Source organism: Micromonospora sp. NPDC006766 (genome assembly GCF_040636055.1).
In the GTDB taxonomy this organism is placed as follows: domain Bacteria; phylum Actinomycetota; class Actinomycetes; order Mycobacteriales; family Micromonosporaceae; genus Micromonospora.
Genome location: NZ_JBEYIX010000032.1, coordinates 12,153 through 27,302 on the forward strand (window position 1 = coordinate 12,153; position 15,150 = coordinate 27,302).

Annotated in this window: 14 protein-coding genes; 7 read left to right on the plus strand and 7 right to left on the minus strand. The window is 71.7% G+C overall.

The features are described from left to right. Positions 1–116: 116 nt before the first annotated feature. Entirely contained in the window at positions 117–1,583 is a 1,467-nt protein-coding gene (locus tag ABZ671_RS22605; RefSeq protein WP_357861537.1) for a sugar transferase, read from the plus strand. 6 nt (positions 1,584–1,589) lie between these two features. Here the strand turns inward: ABZ671_RS22605 and ABZ671_RS22610 are convergent, their stop codons facing one another. Genes ABZ671_RS22610 through ABZ671_RS22620 form a run of 3 tightly spaced genes read right to left on the minus strand, consistent with a single transcriptional unit; the run spans position 1,590 to position 2,352 of the window. Further along, positions 1,590–1,850, minus strand: a complete 261-nt coding sequence (locus tag ABZ671_RS22610; RefSeq protein WP_357861426.1) for a hypothetical protein — start codon at positions 1,848–1,850, stop codon at positions 1,590–1,592. Beyond that, positions 1,850–2,101 carry a DivIVA domain-containing protein gene (locus tag ABZ671_RS22615; protein ID WP_357861428.1) on the minus strand — a complete coding sequence of 84 codons (252 nt, stop codon included), beginning with the start codon at positions 2,099–2,101 and terminating at the stop codon, positions 1,850–1,852. Before ABZ671_RS22615 ends, ABZ671_RS22610 begins: the two co-directional genes overlap by 1 nt. Further along, complete coding sequence (locus ABZ671_RS22620; RefSeq protein ID WP_357861431.1) at positions 2,098–2,352, minus strand: hypothetical protein; 255 nt, start codon at positions 2,350–2,352, stop codon at positions 2,098–2,100. The genes ABZ671_RS22615 and ABZ671_RS22620 overlap by 4 nt, the downstream gene beginning before the upstream one ends. Before the next feature lie 204 nt (positions 2,353–2,556). Here ABZ671_RS22620 and ABZ671_RS22625 point away from each other — a divergent pair, with 204 nt between their 5' ends. Together ABZ671_RS22625 and ABZ671_RS22630 are read left to right on the plus strand one after the other, a co-directional pair. Beyond that, positions 2,557–3,438 carry a helix-turn-helix transcriptional regulator gene (locus ABZ671_RS22625; protein ID WP_357861432.1) on the plus strand — a complete coding sequence of 294 codons (882 nt, stop codon included), beginning with the start codon at positions 2,557–2,559 and terminating at the stop codon, positions 3,436–3,438. A 4-nt stretch (positions 3,439–3,442) separates the two neighbouring features. After that, entirely contained in the window at positions 3,443–3,625 is a 183-nt protein-coding gene (locus tag ABZ671_RS22630) for a DUF397 domain-containing protein (protein WP_357861539.1), read from the plus strand. Positions 3,626–3,683: 58 nt separating this feature from the next. Here the strand turns inward: ABZ671_RS22630 and ABZ671_RS22635 are convergent, their stop codons facing one another. From ABZ671_RS22635 to ABZ671_RS22645, 3 genes are all read right to left on the minus strand, one after another. After that, a complete protein-coding gene (locus ABZ671_RS22635; RefSeq protein WP_357861435.1) occupies positions 3,684–6,437 on the minus strand; it encodes a DNA methyltransferase in 2,754 nt (917 codons plus the stop codon). A 2-nt stretch (positions 6,438–6,439) separates the two neighbouring features. After that, entirely contained in the window at positions 6,440–6,688 is a 249-nt protein-coding gene (locus ABZ671_RS22640) for a hypothetical protein (RefSeq protein ID WP_357861437.1), read from the minus strand. Positions 6,689–6,784: 96 nt separating this feature from the next. After that, the gene (locus ABZ671_RS22645) at positions 6,785–8,047 is read right to left on the minus strand and encodes an ROK family protein (protein ID WP_357861439.1); all 1,263 of its coding nucleotides are present in this window, start codon (positions 8,045–8,047) and stop codon (positions 6,785–6,787) included. A gap of 42 nt (positions 8,048–8,089) precedes the next feature. Here ABZ671_RS22645 and xylA point away from each other — a divergent pair, with 42 nt between their 5' ends. The 4 genes from xylA to ABZ671_RS22665 are packed head-to-tail and all read left to right on the plus strand — an operon-like array spanning position 8,090 to position 13,356. After that, complete coding sequence (xylA, locus tag ABZ671_RS22650) at positions 8,090–9,277, plus strand: xylose isomerase (protein WP_357861441.1); 1,188 nt, start codon at positions 8,090–8,092, stop codon at positions 9,275–9,277. An 11-nt stretch (positions 9,278–9,288) separates the two neighbouring features. Continuing rightward, complete coding sequence (gene xylB, locus ABZ671_RS22655; protein WP_357861443.1) at positions 9,289–10,761, plus strand: xylulokinase; 1,473 nt, start codon at positions 9,289–9,291, stop codon at positions 10,759–10,761. A gap of 41 nt (positions 10,762–10,802) precedes the next feature. Further along, positions 10,803–11,891 (plus strand): DUF5925 domain-containing protein, encoded by a 1,089-nt coding sequence (locus tag ABZ671_RS22660; protein WP_357861445.1) that lies wholly within the window; start codon positions 10,803–10,805, stop codon positions 11,889–11,891. A gap of 52 nt (positions 11,892–11,943) precedes the next feature. Next, complete coding sequence (locus ABZ671_RS22665) at positions 11,944–13,356, plus strand: MFS transporter (protein WP_357861447.1); 1,413 nt, start codon at positions 11,944–11,946, stop codon at positions 13,354–13,356. 153 nt (positions 13,357–13,509) lie between these two features. On the opposite strand, the gene ABZ671_RS22670 is transcribed toward ABZ671_RS22665, so the two are convergent. Continuing rightward, entirely contained in the window at positions 13,510–15,147 is a 1,638-nt protein-coding gene (locus ABZ671_RS22670) for a glycoside hydrolase family 13 protein (RefSeq protein WP_357861541.1), read from the minus strand. Between the last annotated feature and the right edge of the window lie 3 nt (positions 15,148–15,150).

The following is a 15,150-nucleotide window of genomic DNA, read 5'->3' on the forward strand; positions in this document are numbered from 1 at the left end:
GTCCATGACTGTCAAGGCATGATGTCCGGGAGCTCCGGGCCGGCGACCCCCGAACGGGGTAGTTCGGTGCGGGGGCGGCCTGAGCAAAGTGGGGAGAGCCGGTGACCTCGGCGACGCTGTTGACTCCCAGCCCGGCGGCGACGCCGCAGGGCGGCGACCGTTCCGGGCCGACGCGCGCCGCCGAACGGGCGTACATCCGGGCCCTGGTGGTGCTGGACACCGCCGTGCTGGCGGTCGCGATCCTGGTCGGTTACAGCGCCCGCTTCGGCGACGGACAGCCGCGCGGCTCGGCGATCCCGTACGTGGTGGTCGCGCCCGCGCTGCTGCTCGCCTGGCTGATCTCGCTGCGGGTGATGCGCTGCTACGACGACCGGGTGCTCGGCTACGGCGCCGACGAGTACCGGCGGGTCAGCACGGCGAGCCTGCGGCTGGCCGGCGGCATCGCCATCGCCGGGTACATCGCCGAGGTGGGGGTTTCCCGGGGTTTCCTGGCCATCACCTTCGCGGTCGGCACCGTGGGCCTGGAGGTGGCCCGGTTCGCCGCCCGCAAGTGGCTGCACCGCGCCCGCAATCGAGGTGCCGGCTGGTCCCGCAAGGTGCTGGCGGTCGGCGACACCGCGCACGTCCTGGAGCTGGTGCACACGCTCCGCCGCGAGCCGTACGCCGGCTACCAGGTGGTCGGCGCCTGCATTCCGGACGCGCTGCTCGCGCCGGTGCCGCAGCGGCTGGGCGACGTGCCGGTGGTCGGCTCGTTCCGGGGCATCCCGGAGGCGGCCACCGCGATCGGCGCGGACACCGTGGCGGTGACCGCCTCCGGTGAGCTGACCGCCACCCGGCTGCGGCGGCTCGGCTGGCAGTTGGAGGGCACCGGGATCGACCTGGTGGTGGCCCCCACGTTGACCGACGTCGCAGGCCCGCGCATCCACACCCGCCCGGTCGCCGGCCTGCCGCTGATCCATGTGGAGGCGCCCGAGTTCCGGGGCGCGCGGAAGCTGGTCAAGGCCCTGGTCGATCGCTCGCTGTCGCTGGTGGCGCTGCTCGTGCTGCTGCCCCTGCTCGTGGTGATCGCGCTCGCGATCAAGCTGGACAGCCGGGGGCCCGTGCTGTTCCGCCAGGTCCGGGTCGGTCAGGGCGGTGAGGAGTTCGGGGTCTTCAAGTTCCGCACCATGGTGGTCAACGCGGACGACCTGCTGGCCGAGCTGGCCGCGCGCAACGAGACCGACGGCCTGATGTTCAAAATGCGCGACGACCCCCGGGTGACCCGGGTCGGCAGGCTGCTGCGCAAGTGGTCCCTGGACGAGCTGCCCCAGCTCGCCAACGTGCTGCTCGGCCAGATGAGCCTCGTCGGGCCCCGTCCGCCGCTCCCCTCCGAGGTGGCCCGGTACGACGGGGACGTGGCCCGGCGCCTGCTGGTGAAGCCCGGCATGACGGGCCTCTGGCAGATCAGCGGCCGATCCGACCTGAGCTGGGAGGACGGCATCCGGCTCGACCTCTACTACGTGGAAAACTGGTCGCTCGCCGTCGACCTGACCATCCTCTGGAAGACCTTCGGCGCGGTGATCCGCAGCCGCGGCGCGTACTGAGCCGGGTCAGCCGGTCGGGTCGTCGGCGGTCGCGCAGGGGCCGTCGTGGTCGTCGCGGCGTCGGCAGCGGTCGGCGTCGTCGAGCGGGGCGTCACACCAGATCCGGGTACGCACGAACTGGCGGTCTTCTTCGCTGAGGGTGGTTTCGCCGAAGTCGATGGCGGTGACGTGGCCGAGCGAGTCGCGCAGGGCCACGGCGAGGGTGGTGGCCTCGTGCTGGCTGGTGAGCGTGGTGGGCAGGTGGATGATCCAGCGGGGTGCGGTCATCACGCCTCCCGGCCGTCGGGGGCGTGGTGGTGGCAGCGCTTGTGTCGCGACTGCCACTGCCGGAGGGCCTGGCGGATGCGTTCGGCCTCGGTGTTGGCCGTGGTGAGTTCGCGGTGCAGGCGTTCGAGTTCGTCGGCGACCTGGTCGAGGTGGTCGCGTACCTGGGTGGGATCGAGGCCGCGCCAGCGGCGGTCGAAGACGGCGGCGCGGACGTGGTGCGGGAGTAGGCGTTTTCTGGTTCCGTAGATCATCGGCGGGCCGCTTCCTGTTCGGCGATCAACGCGTGGATCTGCGGGTCTGTGAGGCCCCGCTGGTCGAGGACGCGGCGGCCCCAGCGGTGCAGGCGGCACGGGTGGGGTGCGCGATCGTTGCGGCAGCGCGGGCCGTCGGGCCACTGCTCGGCGGCGTGCACGGTGATCGCCTTGATCGCGAAGGTGACGTCTTCGGCGGTGATGTAGGGCGGCAGGGGAATGTCGCCGAGAATGGCGTCGATCGAATCCATGACCCTCCTTTATGGATCGCCGATGGTGCCCGGGGCGGATGCCGGGATGAGGTTCGGGGGAGGCATCCGCCCCGGGCGTGACCCTGTCACGATTCGGTGGGTCGTCCACAATGCTTGTTTCGCCGCTGGCCTCGGGCAATGTTCTGCCGCAGAATGCGAACCAAGGGATGAGGTGCCTTACGCGACAACCGCAAAGGAGATAACGTGGACGACTCGGGAAGCACCGTCCCGCGTAGGCAACTCGGCAGATATCTGAGAGAACTTCGGGAAAACGCGCACGTGACGGTGTCGGCAGCGGCCAAGGAACTGGAATGGTCCACGCCGCGGATCTGGCGTTACGAAACCGGCCAGGTTCCCATGCACCCGAACGACGTGGCGGCTATGTGCCGGGTCTACGCCGCCTCTGCGGAGACCATCGAGACCCTGCGGGCGCTGGCCCGGGAGACCAAGGCGCACGGCTGGTGGCACAGCTACGGGGAGGCGATCGAAGACTGGTTCAAGTTGTACGTCGGCCTGGAGGCCGCCGCCACCAAGATCCGCAAGTACGAGGCGGACCTGATTCCGGGCCTCTTGCAGACGGTCGAGTACATGCGTGAGTTGATCACACTTGACCAACCGGATCTGCCCGAGGTTGAGTGCCAGGCGAAGGTGGATGTGCGCCTTCGCCGGCAGCGGCTGCTGGCTCGGGCGGTGCCTCGGGCACCCTATTACGACGTGATCCTCAGCGAGGCGGTGCTGCGTAGGCCGCTGCGCGATCGGTCGGCGATGGTCCGGCAACTCGAATCGCTGGTGGTGAACAGCCAGCGGCACAACATCATTATTCGGGTGCTCCCGCTGAACGCGGGCCTGTTCCGCTGGGCGGACACGGGCACCTTCACCGTGCTCGACTTTCCCACCGACGTGCGGGAGCCGGAGCCGACCACGATCTACATGGACGGTCCGTGCGGGGCGGTCTACCTTGACAAGGCGTACGAGATCGAGGTCTACGAGCAAGCGTGGCGCTCACTCGGCGAGCGGGCGCTCGATGTCGATGAGTCCCGTGAGTTGATCACGGCAATCGCGAAGGAGATGACCGATGAGGCGTGACGGAGTGTGGCGGAAGTCGTCCCGGTCCGGCAGTAACGGTGAGTGCGTCGAGGTGGCGGGGTTCGCCGACTCGATCGGGGTGCGCGACAGCAAGGATCGGCAGGGGCCGGCGCTGAGCTTCGACCCGGCGAGTTGGGTTCGGTTCGTCGCGGCCACCCGCGCCGACCAGCTCGGCAACCGGGCCTGATTCGCTCACGGTGGGTCTGGTGCCGGCGCATCCGCCTGCACCAGGCCCACCTTTCGCGTTAGGCGACCGGCAGGCCGAGCTGTTGGGCGACCGCCTTGCCATCGCGCCCGGCGAACGGCTCGTAGGGGCGCTGGCCGGCGGCGATCTCCGCGTTGAGCGCCATGAGTCGGCGGGTGATCTCGTCCTTGTCCTGGGCGATCGACTTCGGCCAGCCGTAGCAGGCGGCCACCGCTTCGTCCAACTCCTTGTGCAGCTTCTTGAGATCGGCGTATGCGCCGTCGTCCACCAGGTTGTAGAGCGGGGTCAGGCCGAACTGCTCTTGGACGCAGATTTCCTGGCGGCGGGCGATCATCCGCCGACTCGCCTCGGCCACCCGCTCCCGCTGCTCGTCGGTCACTGGATACGGCCACGGGAACGGCAGGAACGCCGAGGTCGGAGTGTACCGGAGGTCGCCCTTCAGGGTTGAGGACTGCGACCAAGCCCATGCGCTGTGAATGGAGGACGACAGCACACCCATCGAGTAGTCATCGTCGAAGGCGAACACGTATACCAGGTCGCTCGGGCACGTCCACGGCTCGCACCAGGTCAGCAACAGCCGTTTCCCGATCCGCCCGGCAACGATGTAGCGAGGAAGGCCGGTCATAGCATCCCGAAGAGCTGTGTAGGGCCTTCCGAAGCGCCACCAGTTCTCGCGGCGGAATCGGTCCTTGTTAGTCTCGCGGATCGGCTTCACCCGCTCCCGGACGATCTTCAGCGCGGCGGGGTACTTCATAGCCAACTCAAGTGGGCGCTGCCCGAAGTCGATGATCCAGCGGCCTGGGCGCTGCCCCGGGTCGTCGGCGATGTCCTCACCGATGAGGTATGGACGGACGACCTCTCGGTAGTTGGCTTCGCGGGAGGCGAGGAGAGCGGTCGCCTCGGCCTCGGTCAGGATGAAGCCCTCTCCGACCGGGGTCATGCCCTGGAAGCACCGCTCCTTGTTCGCCGGCAGGGCGGGCGCATCAGCTGTGGACTGCTCCGGCGGCCGGAGTTCGGCCGTGATGCCGCTGACCTGCTTGTTGTCGAGGTTGAACTCGGTGGGTGGCTCGGCGGGTGACTTGACCCAGTTGACCAGGCTGACGTGGACCTTGGCCTCGCCGGGCCAGGTCTGGCTCGAGACCGCGTCGGTGATCACGCCGCTGTTGCTGGTGACGTACTCCAGGCTGGCGGAGCGGGCGCGGTTCTGGGCGATCGAGTTGGTGCCGACCAGGCCGGCCCGCTGGCCCGGCTTGAGGTGCTGGTGGGCACGGCGGAACCAGTAGACGCAGAAGTCTTTGACGCCGACCTTGAAGGTGCTGTTGAGCCACCTGAGGTAGTCGTCGCCGTGGGCGTCTCGCATGAACTGCGAGCCCAGGAAGGGCGGGTTGCCGACGATGCAGTCAGTTTCCGGCCAGGTTGCCCGAAGGGCGTCGGTCGTCCGGATCGAGCCGAGGCTGACCAGGGGCAGTGGCGGCTCGGCCGCGCCGTACTTTTCGATCATCTGCCGGTGGCCCATCCAGAGGGTGACCCGGGCGACGGCGGTCGCCATCGGCACCACGTCGATGCCCTGCATGTTGCTGAGCGGGAAGTACGGCAGCCCGGTGGGGACCGGCAGGCCGGACGCCTTGGCCAGCGCGGCGATCCGCTCCTTGAGGGTGTGTTCGAGGTGACGCAGCTCGCGATAGGCGACGTAGAGGAAGTTGCCGCAGCCACAGGCCGGGTCAAGCACCCGGAACCGGCATAGCTCGTCCAGCAGGGCCACGCCCTCGTCGGGAGTCGTCACCGCGTCGATCCGGGCCCGCCACGGCTTGACGATCGTCGGCCGGACGATCTTTAGGATGTCGATCTCGTGCGTGTAGTGCGCGCCGAGGGCGCTGCGGTCGCCGCTGAGGAAGCCCTCGATGAGCGAGCCGAAGATGGTCGGGTCGACCTGCCGCCAGTCGTACTTGGAGATCTCCAGCAGCTCGGCGGCCTCCTCCTTCTTCAGGTGGACCAGGGCAGGCTTGTTGAACAGGTCGCCGTTGACATAGCGGGTGCCCTTCAGGACGCCCTGCCGGCCGTGGTCGTCTGGGTCGTTGAGCGAGGTGAAGAGACCCCCGAGCATCAGGTATGACGACCAGACCTCGCCGACCTGGGTGAGGAACGTCAGCGTCTGCTCGGTCGGCCGCCCCTCGATCATGTTGTAGTCCTCGGCGAAGAACAGCCAGACCATCTGGAGGATAAATCGCTGGATCGACTCGGGCGGGGCCGCCTCCCGGTCGAGGAGGCCCTGGTAGACCTTGGCTACGGCGACGGCGGCGACCGTCGTCAATCCCTTGCTGCTGTAGTGGAACAGCGGCTCGTCCCCGGCCAAGACCATCAGGGACTCGTACCGGTCCGGCAGTTCGGCGAGGGCGAACGCCATCAGCGGAGCGTTCGGATACTTCCCGGGCTCCCAGATCTCGAAGCGCTGGAACGAGCAGAGCACCACGAAGCGGGGCGCGGGCCGCCCGGCCGTCACGTCGGCCGAGTTGTGCCAGTAGTCGAGCGCCTGCTTGCGGTGCTGGGCGAGTCGAGCGGTCTCCTTGGGGGCCTTCATCTCGACGATGAGCTGGCCCGGCAGGTGCAGGTCCATGATGCCGGTGGACGAGTGCGCGTCCTCGAAGGCCGCGCCGGCGTCCTTGCGGTCGCGCCCGTAGCACTCGAACAGCTCGTTGAGGAAGGTCTGCGCCTCGGCGCGCTCGGTGCCGGCGTAGCCCTGCCACCGGCCGACGAACTTGACCAGTGCCGACCGGATCTGCTCACCACTGCGCATGGTTAGAAGAGCTTAGGTGAATCCGCCGAGAAGTAGGCACCTTGAAACAGGTCCTTGCGGGCGATTTCCAGGTTGCGCGCCGCCGTTTCCAGCATCCGCGCCAGGTCGTCGCAGCCGACCGTCATGGACACGGTGCGCTTCGCCCGTTCTGTCCGTTTGATGGCCTGCTCGATGTTGAGCAGCGCCTCGGATACCTCGCGGAGCCCGGCCTCGCGGGCGGCCTGTTCGGGGGTGTGGCCAAGATCTGACATGTGCGGTCCTTTCGGGGCCGAGCGGACCCAGCGTACGGCCTGGCCTAGCCGTTTCGCGAGCGCGACCGGTCGGGGCGTGACGCACATCCTGCCCGGTCAACCCGATGCTCGTGCCAGCCAGCCGACGGGCTGGTCGATGATGCGGCGGACCACTGAGGCGGCCCCGCCGACCGCCGCCGACTGTGCGCCGAGCACCGCTGGGCGTACCGTCACCGGCGCCCACGCGGCGGTGAGCACCCGCCGGGAGACCTCGGCGAGCACCGGCGGGGAGAGCCACGGGGCGAGCGGTGCGTATCCGCCGCCGAGCACCACGGTGTCCAGGTCCAGCAGGTTCACCACGCCCGCCACGGCCACCCCGAGGGCGGTGCCGGCGTCGGCCAGGGCGGTCAGGGTGGCCGGGTCGCTGGCTGCGGCGAGGTCCGCCAAACGGGCCGCGGCGGTGTCGGCGGGCAGGTCCGCGTCGGCCAGCCCGGCGGCGGCCAGGATGGCCTCCTGGCCCGCGTACTGCTCCAGGCAGCCCTGGCCGCCGCAGCGGCAGGGCCGACCCTTCGGCTGCACCGGGAGGTGGCCGATCTCGCCGCTCCAACCACGGGTGCCCCGATACAGAACCCCGTCGAGCACGATCCCGGCGCCGATGCCGATCTCGCCGGAGATGTGCAGGAAGCTGGCGGATCCCCGGGGGCCGGCGTGCAGCTCACCGAGGGCGGCCAGGTTGGCCTCGTTGTCGACCACCAGCGGGGGGATTCCGTCGACCGGCTCGGCGAGCGGGTGCCCGGCGAGCAGCCCGGGGACGTCCACGTCCCGCCAGCCCAGGTTGGGGGCGAGCCGGACCAGGCCGCCGTCGCCGACCAGGCCGGGCACGGCGAGCGCCGCGCCGGCCAGGGTCAGCCCGTCGCGTACGGCTGCGGCGCGGGCCTCGGTGGCGAGCCCGGCGAGCCGGTCCAGGGCGGCGGCGGGGGAGAGCGGGCGCAGGTCGGCGCGGCGCACCAGGTGGTGGCGGACCGCACCGCTCAGGTCGACCACGCAGGCGGCCAGGTAGTCGACGTTGACCTCAAGGCCGAGCCCGGCCGGGCCGTCGGTGGCCAGCACCAGGCCCCGGGCCGGTCGTCCCGCCCCGGTACGCGGCGCGGGTGCCGCCTCGGTGACCAGCCGGCCGGCGATCAGGTCGTCAACGACGGCGGAGACGGTGGCCCGGGTCAGCCCGGTGTCGGCGGCGAGCTCGGCCCGGGAGGGCGGTCGGTCGGCGGCAGCGATCCGCCGGAGCACCACCGCGAGGTTGAGTTCGCGGAGGCTGCCCTGCCGGACCGCACCGGTGGGGCTGGCGCTGGTCACCCCTTGACAGTGCCACAATGCCGCCATTTAATTCAACCACTGAACAAATTGCGCCCTCGGAGGTTCGCCATGGCACCCCGTCCCACCCCCGCCGACAAGTTCTCCTTCGGTCTCTGGACGGTGGGCTGGCCGGCCCGCGACGCGTTCGGCGACGCCACCCGCCCCGAGCTGGACGCGGTCGAGGCGGTGCACCGGCTCGCCGAGCTCGGCGCGTACGGGATCACCTTCCACGACGACGACCTGATCCCCTTCGGTGCGGACGCCGCCACCCGGGACGCCCACCTGGCCCGGTTCCGCAAGGCGCTCGACGAGACCGGCCTGGTCGTGCCGATGGTCACCACCAACCTCTTCACCCACCCCGTCTTCAAGGACGGTGGGTTCACCAGCAACGACCGGTCCGTGCGCCGATACGCGCTGCGCAAGGTGCTGCGCAACGTCGACCTCGCCGCCGAGCTGGGCGCCCGCACCTTCGTCATGTGGGGCGGCCGGGAGGGCGCCGAGTACGACGTGGCCAAGGACATCCGCGCCGCGCTGGACCGCTACCGGGAGGCCGTCGACCTGCTCTGCCAGTACGTCGTCGACCAGGGCTACGACCTGCGCTTCGCGCTCGAGCCCAAGCCGAACGAGCCGCGCGGCGACATCCTGCTGCCCACCGTCGGGCACGCGCTGGCGTTCATCTCCACCCTGGCCCGCCCCGAGCTGGTCGGCCTCAACCCCGAGGTCGGCCACGAGCAGATGGCCGGGCTCAACTACGCCCACGGCATCGCCCAGGCGCTCTGGCAGGGCAAGCTGTTCCACCTCGACCTCAACGGCCAGCGCGGCGTCAAGTACGACCAGGACCTGGTCTTCGGCCACGGCGACGTGCTCAACGCGTTCGCCCTGGTCGACCTCTTGGAGCACGGCGGCCCGAACGGCGGTCCCGCGTACGACGGGCCGCGGCACTTCGACTACAAGCCCTCCCGCACCGAGGACATCACCGGGGTGTGGGCGTCGGCGGAGGCCAACATGCGCACCTACCTCCTGCTCAAGGAGCGGGCCGCGGCGTTCCGGGCCGACCCGGAGGTGGCCGAGGCCCTCGCGGCCAGCCAGGTCGCCGAGTTGAGCACGCCCACGCTGAACCCCGGCGAGAGCTACGCCGACCTGCTCGCCGACCGCGCCGCGTTCGAGGAGTTCGACCCGGAGGCGGCCGGGGCGAAGGGCTACGGCTTCGTCCGGCTCAACCAGCTCGCCGTCGAGCACCTGCTCGGCGCGCGCTGAGGCGGGCCGCCATGCCGCTCGTCGCCGGGGTGGACTCGTCCACCCAGTCCTGCAAGGTGGTCATCCGGGACGCGGAGACCGGCGCGCTGGTCCGGCAGGGCCGCGCGCCGCATCCCGAGGGCACCGAGGTCGACCCGTACGCCTGGTGGAACGCCCTGTTGGCAGCGCTCGACGCGGCCGGCGGGCTGGCCGACGTCGCCGCCGTCGCGGTGGGCGGCCAGCAGCACGGCATGGTCTGCCTGGACGAGGCGGGGCAGGTGGTTCGCCCGGCGCTGCTGTGGAACGACACCCGCTCCGCCGACGCCGCGCGGGAGCTGATCGCCGAGGCGGGCGGTGGCGAGGCCGGCCGGCGGTTCTGGGCCGAGGCGACGGGCAGCGTGCCGGTGGCCAGCTTCACCGCCACCAAACTGCGCTGGCTGGCCCGGCACGAGCCGGCGAACGCCGACCGGGTGGCGGCGGTCTGCCTGCCGCACGACTGGCTCACCTGGCGGCTGGCCGGCGCCCCCGGCCTGGACGCGCTGCGTACCGACCGGGGCGATGCCAGCGGCACCGGCTACTGGTCGCCGCAAACCGGTGAATACCGGCTCGACCTGCTGGAACGCGCCTTCGGTCGGCGGGTCCGGGTGCCCGTGGTGCTCGGCCCGGCGCAGCCGGCGGGGCAGCTGGATCCGGCGGCGCTCGCAGGCGTGCTGTCCGCCGCCGGTGCCGGCCCCGACGGCGGCGCGCTGCTCGGGCCCGGCACCGGGGACAACGCCGCCGCCGCGCTCGGGGTGGGGGCCGGCCCCGGCGACGTGGTCGTCTCGATCGGCACCTCCGGCACAGTATTCGCGGTGGCCGACACTCCCGCCGCCGACTCCAGCGGCGCGGTGGCCGGCTTCGCGGACGCCACCGGCCGCTTCCTGCCGCTGGTCTGCACGCTCAACGCGGCCCGGGTGCTGGACGCCGCCGCCGCGCTGCTCCGGGTCGGCCTCGACGAGTTGAGCGAGCTGGCCCTGACCGCCCCGCCCGGCGCGGACGGGCTGGTCATGGTCCCCTACCTGGAGGGGGAGCGGACCCCGGACCGGCCCACCGCCACCGGGTCGCTGCACGGCCTCACCCTGGGCAGCTCGACCCCGGCCCACCTGGCCCGGGCCGCCGTCGAGGGCATGCTCTGCGCGCTCGCCGACGGGCTCGACGCGCTGACCGCGCAGGGTGCCGCCGTACGCCGGATCATTCTGGTCGGCGGCGGCGCCCGCTCGGCGGCGGTGCGGCAGATCGCCCCGCAGGTCTTCGGCCGGCCGGTGGTCGTACCGCCGCCCGGGGAGTACGTCGCCGACGGAGCCGCCCGCCAGGCCGCCTGGGTCGCCCTCGGCGGCGCGGCACCACCGACGTGGGCGGTCGCCGACACCGAGGAGTACGCGTCGGACGGCGTGCCGGCCATCCGGGAGCGCTACGCGCAGGCCCGCGGCCTGATCGTGGATCGCCTCGACACTGCCTCGGCGTAAAGGGCTGTACGGGTGGGGCGGGCGCTGGCGATGATCTGGTGATGCGTACCGCCCCCGGTGACAGTCAACTGCCCTCGGTCCTTCAGTACGACGACTCCGACACCCCCGCCGACGTGGTCGACGCGCTGGTGCTGGCGGACTTCGTCACCGGCCGGCATCCCTGGGCGCGGACAGTCCGGCTGTCCCGGCTCCGCCCCGACGCCACGCTGACCCCCGCTGACGCGCGGGTCCTGCGTACCGCCGTCGAGCATCGGCGGCGGTACCGGTTGCTCGACGGCGAGGGCTGGACGGCCCGGGTGGTCACCTGGAACGGGCGGGACGCCGAGGTGACCGTGACCGCGGTGAGCGACAAGGTCGGGCAGGCGGCCCTGGACCGGATCATCGAGGGGGCCGCCGAGCCCGAGGACCCTGACACCGGCCGGATCGGCTTCTGGCACCACGACCCGCGCCGGGGTGCCCGGCGGGACCTTCGGTCGATCGTCGCGCCGGAGTGGAGCACGATCCGTCGCAACTATGCCGCGGCGGCGCGTACCGCCCTGGACGAGTTGATGGCCGCCACCCCGGAGGCCGTCTCGGGGCGGCTGGTGCTGCTGCACGGCGCACCGGGCACGGGCAAGACCACCGCGCTGCGTGCGCTGGCCCGGCAGTGGCGCGACTGGTGCCAGGTGGACGCGGTCCTCGATCCGGACGTCCTCTTCAACGACGCGGCCTATCTCTCCGACATCGCGGTGGGCGACGAGGACGAGGAAGACGGTACGGGGCGCCGCTGGCGGCTGCTGGTCCTGGAGGACTGCGACGAGTTGATCCGCGGCGAGGCCAAGCAGGCGGCCGGGCAGGCGCTGTCTCGGCTGCTCAACCTGACGGACGGGCTGCTCGGGCAGGGCCGGGACGTGCTGGTGGCGATCACCACGAACGAGGACCTGTCCCGGTTACATCCGGCGGTCGTCCGGCCGGGCCGCTGCCTGGCCCGGATCGAGGTCGGCCCGCTGTCGTACGCGGAGGCAACCGAGTGGCTCGGCATCCCGGCGGGTGTCCCGCCGCAGGGTGCCACCCTGGCGGAGCTGTACGCGCTGCGCGCCGGCACGGCGTCGGCCGGCACCGTGCCGGTCGAAATCGGCGGTTACCTCTGACGATGGGCGGTTCGTCATCCGGTCGTGATCTGTGCCTGGTTGGCTGCGGGGAATGAGCGGCACGACGATCTCCCGGCGCGGCAACGCGGCCCACCGGCTCTACAGCGTAGTGGTGTTCGTGGTGCTCGCCTCGCTGGACAACGTGGCGATCGGGTTGGTGCCTCCGCTGTACGGGCCGATCTCCGGCGCGCTGGGCGTGCCGCAGCGCCTGCTCGGCCTGGTCACCGCGGTGAGCTTCCTGGTCAGCGCGGTCGCCGCGGTGGGCTGGGCGTACGTGGGCGACCGGACCAACCGCAAGCCGTTGCTCATGATCGGCACGCTGATCTGGGCGGCCGGCACCGGCGGCAGCGCTTTCGCCCAGCACTATTCGATGTTCCTGGCCGCCCAGTTGGTCGCCGCGATCGGGCTGGGCGCGGTCGGCTCGGTCGGCTTCTCGGTGGTCACCGACCTGATCTCGCCCCGCCGGCGGGGCCTGGTGATGAGCTTCTGGGGGCTGTCGCAGGGCGTGGGCACGCTCGCCGGCACGCTCACCGGCGGCATCCTCGGCGCCACCGACTGGCGGCGGCCGTTTCTGCTGCTCACCGTGGCCGGCCTGGTCGCCACCGTGGCCTACCTGTTCACGTACGACATCCGGCGCGGGCAGAGCGAGCCGGAACTGGCCGCGGCGTTCGACACCGGCGACGAGTACGACTACCGGATCAGCCGCGCCGACCTGCCCCGGATCCTGGCCCGCCGGACCAACCGCTGGCTGATCCTGCAGGGGCTGACCGCGCAGGCGGCGTTCGGCTCGCTGGTCTGGCTGCCGGTGCTCTTCTCCCAACGGGCCGAGGCGCAGGGCTACTCGCCGGCCACCGCCGTGGTGGTGGGCAGCGTGTTCGCCACGCTGTTCCAGCTCGGCGGGGTGTTCTCCATCTTCGGTGGGCTGGCCGGCGACGCGCTCCAGCGGCGTACGCCGAGCGGCCGGGCCCTGGTCGCGGCGGTGGGCATCCTCGCGGCCGTGCCGTTCTACCTGGTCCTGTTCCTGGTACCGATCCGGATCGATGTTCCGGAGGGGGGCAGCTCCGGTGCGGTGATCGCCGCGGTGCTGGCCAGCGTGGTCCGCGAGCCGACGGTCGGGCTGAGCCTGTTGACCGCCGTGCTGGCGCTCGCCCTCACCTCGGCCAACTCGCCGAACTGGTTCGCGCTGATCGCCGACGTCAACCCGCCCGAGCACCGGGGCACCGTCTACAGCCTGGGCAACCTGGTCAACGGGGTCGGCCGGGCGGCCGGCAACGGCCTGGTCGGGGTGGTCTTCCACGGGCTCCGGGCGGCCTTCCCGCCGCCGCTGAACTACGCGGTCGGGCTGGCCGTGTTCCAGCTCTTCTTCATCCCGACCGGCCTGATGTACTGGCTCGCCGCGCGTACCTCCCCCCGCGACATCGCGCAGGTCCACGACCTCCTGCACGCCCGCGCCAACCGCCGCTGACCAGCGTCGGCCGTGGGCGGGGCCATGAGGTTCGCCGCCTTTGGAGCTGATAGCGCAGGTGAGTCGTCTGCGATATCAGCTCCAAAGGCGGCGAGAGGCGGCACGACGCCGGGCCGTGCCGGAGCGGAAAGCGACTCGGTGGCGCGCCCGGCGTCAGGCGCCGTACCAGACCGTCACATCGGTGGGGACGGTGGCACCGTCCAGCGGCGCGCTGGAGGCGAGCACCTCGGCCCCGGGCGGTAGCGGCACCGGCTCCATGCCGAAGTTGGTCAGCACGGTCAGCTCGCCGTTGGTGAAGGTGAGCACCTCGTCGCCGGAGGCGAGCCAGCGCAAGGTCCCCCGGCCCAGCCCGTGCGCGCGGCGCAGCCGCAGCGCGGTCCGGTACAGCTCGTACGTCGAGCCGGGCACCCCGCGCTGCCGGTCGAGGGCGTACTCGGCCCAGATCGGGGGCTGGGGGAGCCAGCTCGCGTCGGTGGGCCCGAACCCGTACGACGGGGCGTCGGCCTCCCACGGGATCGGCACCCGGCAGCCGTCCCGGCCCCGCTGGGTGTGCCCGCTGCGCTCCCAGGTCGGGTCCTGCCGCACCTCGTCGGGCAGCGTGGTGTGCTCCGGCAGCCCCAGCTCCTCGCCCTGATAGAGGTAGGCGGAACCGGGCAGGGCCAGCATCAGCAGGGTGGCGGCCCGGGCCCGGCGCAGGCCGAGCGCCGCGTCGGGCTGCGGGTCGCCGATGCCGATGCCGTTGGGTCGGGGAGCGTCGATCGGCAGCCCCAGCCGGGAGGCGTGCCGGACCACGTCGTGGTTGGAGAGCACCCAGGTGGTGGGGGCGCCGACGGTGTCGGTGGCCTCCAGCGAGCGGGTGATCACCGCGTACTGGGCCGGTGCGGTCCACGAGGCGAGCAGGTATTCGAAGTTGAACGCCTGGTGCATCTCGTCGGGCCGGACGTAGCGGGCCAGCCGCTCGGCCGGCTCCACCCACGCCTCGGCGACCAGGATCCGCCCGCCCTGGTACGAGTCGAGCACCCGCCGCCAGTCCCGGTAGATCTCGTGCACGCCGTCCTGATCCCACATCGGCGGGCGCGGCTTGTCGACCTCGTTGCCGGAGAGGATCTCCTGCGGCTCCTGCCAGTCGGCCAGGTCGGCCTGCTTGATCAGGCCGTGTGCCACGTCCACCCGGAAGCCGTCGACACCCCGGTCGAGCCAGAACCGGAGGATGCTCAGGAACTCGGCGCGTACCTCGGGATTGTCCCAGTTCAGGTCCGGCTGACCGGGGTCGAACAGGTGCAGGTACCACTGGCCGTCCGGCAACCGGGTCCAGGCGGGGCCGCCGAAGACGCTCTGCCAGTCGTTCGGCGGCTCGGCGCCCTGCGGGCCGCGACCGTCCCGGAAGATGTAGCGCTGCCGCTCGGCACTGCCCGGCTCGGCGGCGAGGGCCGCCGGGAACCAGCGGTGTGCCGACGAGGTGTGGTTGGGCACCAGGTCGACGATCACCCGCAGCCCGCGCGCCTTCGCCTCGGCGATCATCGTGTCGGCGTCGGCGAGGGTGCCGAAGAGCGGGTCGACGTCCCGGTAGTCGGCCACGTCGTACCCGGCGTCGGCCTGCGGGGACGGGTAGAACGGTGACAGCCAGACCGCGTCGATCCCCAGCTCGGCGAGGTGGTCGAGGCGGGCGGTGATGCCCGGGAGGTCGCCGATGCCGTCGCCGTTCGAGTCGGCGAACGAGCGCGGGTAGACCTGGTAGATGACGGCCTCGGTCCACCAGCCGGTGGCGGGCTGCGTCGCGTCCGTGTTCAGCGC

Bases quoted from the DNA above. Each gene is read 5' to 3' on its own strand.
- ABZ671_RS22610 (WP_357861426.1), bottom strand. From the start codon at position 1,850: ATGACCGCACCCCGCTGGATCATCCACCTGCCCACCACGCTCACCAGC.
- ABZ671_RS22615 (WP_357861428.1), bottom strand. From the start codon at position 2,101: ATGATCTACGGAACCAGAAAACGCCTACTCCCGCACCACGTCCGCGCC.
- ABZ671_RS22620 (WP_357861431.1), bottom strand. From the start codon at position 2,352: ATGGATTCGATCGACGCCATTCTCGGCGACATTCCCCTGCCGCCCTAC.
- ABZ671_RS22635 (WP_357861435.1), bottom strand. From the start codon at position 6,437: ATGCGCAGTGGTGAGCAGATCCGGTCGGCACTGGTCAAGTTCGTCGGC.
- ABZ671_RS22640 (WP_357861437.1), bottom strand. From the start codon at position 6,688: ATGTCAGATCTTGGCCACACCCCCGAACAGGCCGCCCGCGAGGCCGGG.
- ABZ671_RS22645 (WP_357861439.1), bottom strand. From the start codon at position 8,047: ATGGCGGCATTGTGGCACTGTCAAGGGGTGACCAGCGCCAGCCCCACC.
- xylA (WP_357861441.1), top strand. From the start codon at position 8,090: ATGGCACCCCGTCCCACCCCCGCCGACAAGTTCTCCTTCGGTCTCTGG.
- xylB (WP_357861443.1), top strand. From the start codon at position 9,289: ATGCCGCTCGTCGCCGGGGTGGACTCGTCCACCCAGTCCTGCAAGGTG.
- ABZ671_RS22660 (WP_357861445.1), top strand. From the start codon at position 10,803: ATGCGTACCGCCCCCGGTGACAGTCAACTGCCCTCGGTCCTTCAGTAC.
- ABZ671_RS22665 (WP_357861447.1), top strand. From the start codon at position 11,944: ATGAGCGGCACGACGATCTCCCGGCGCGGCAACGCGGCCCACCGGCTC.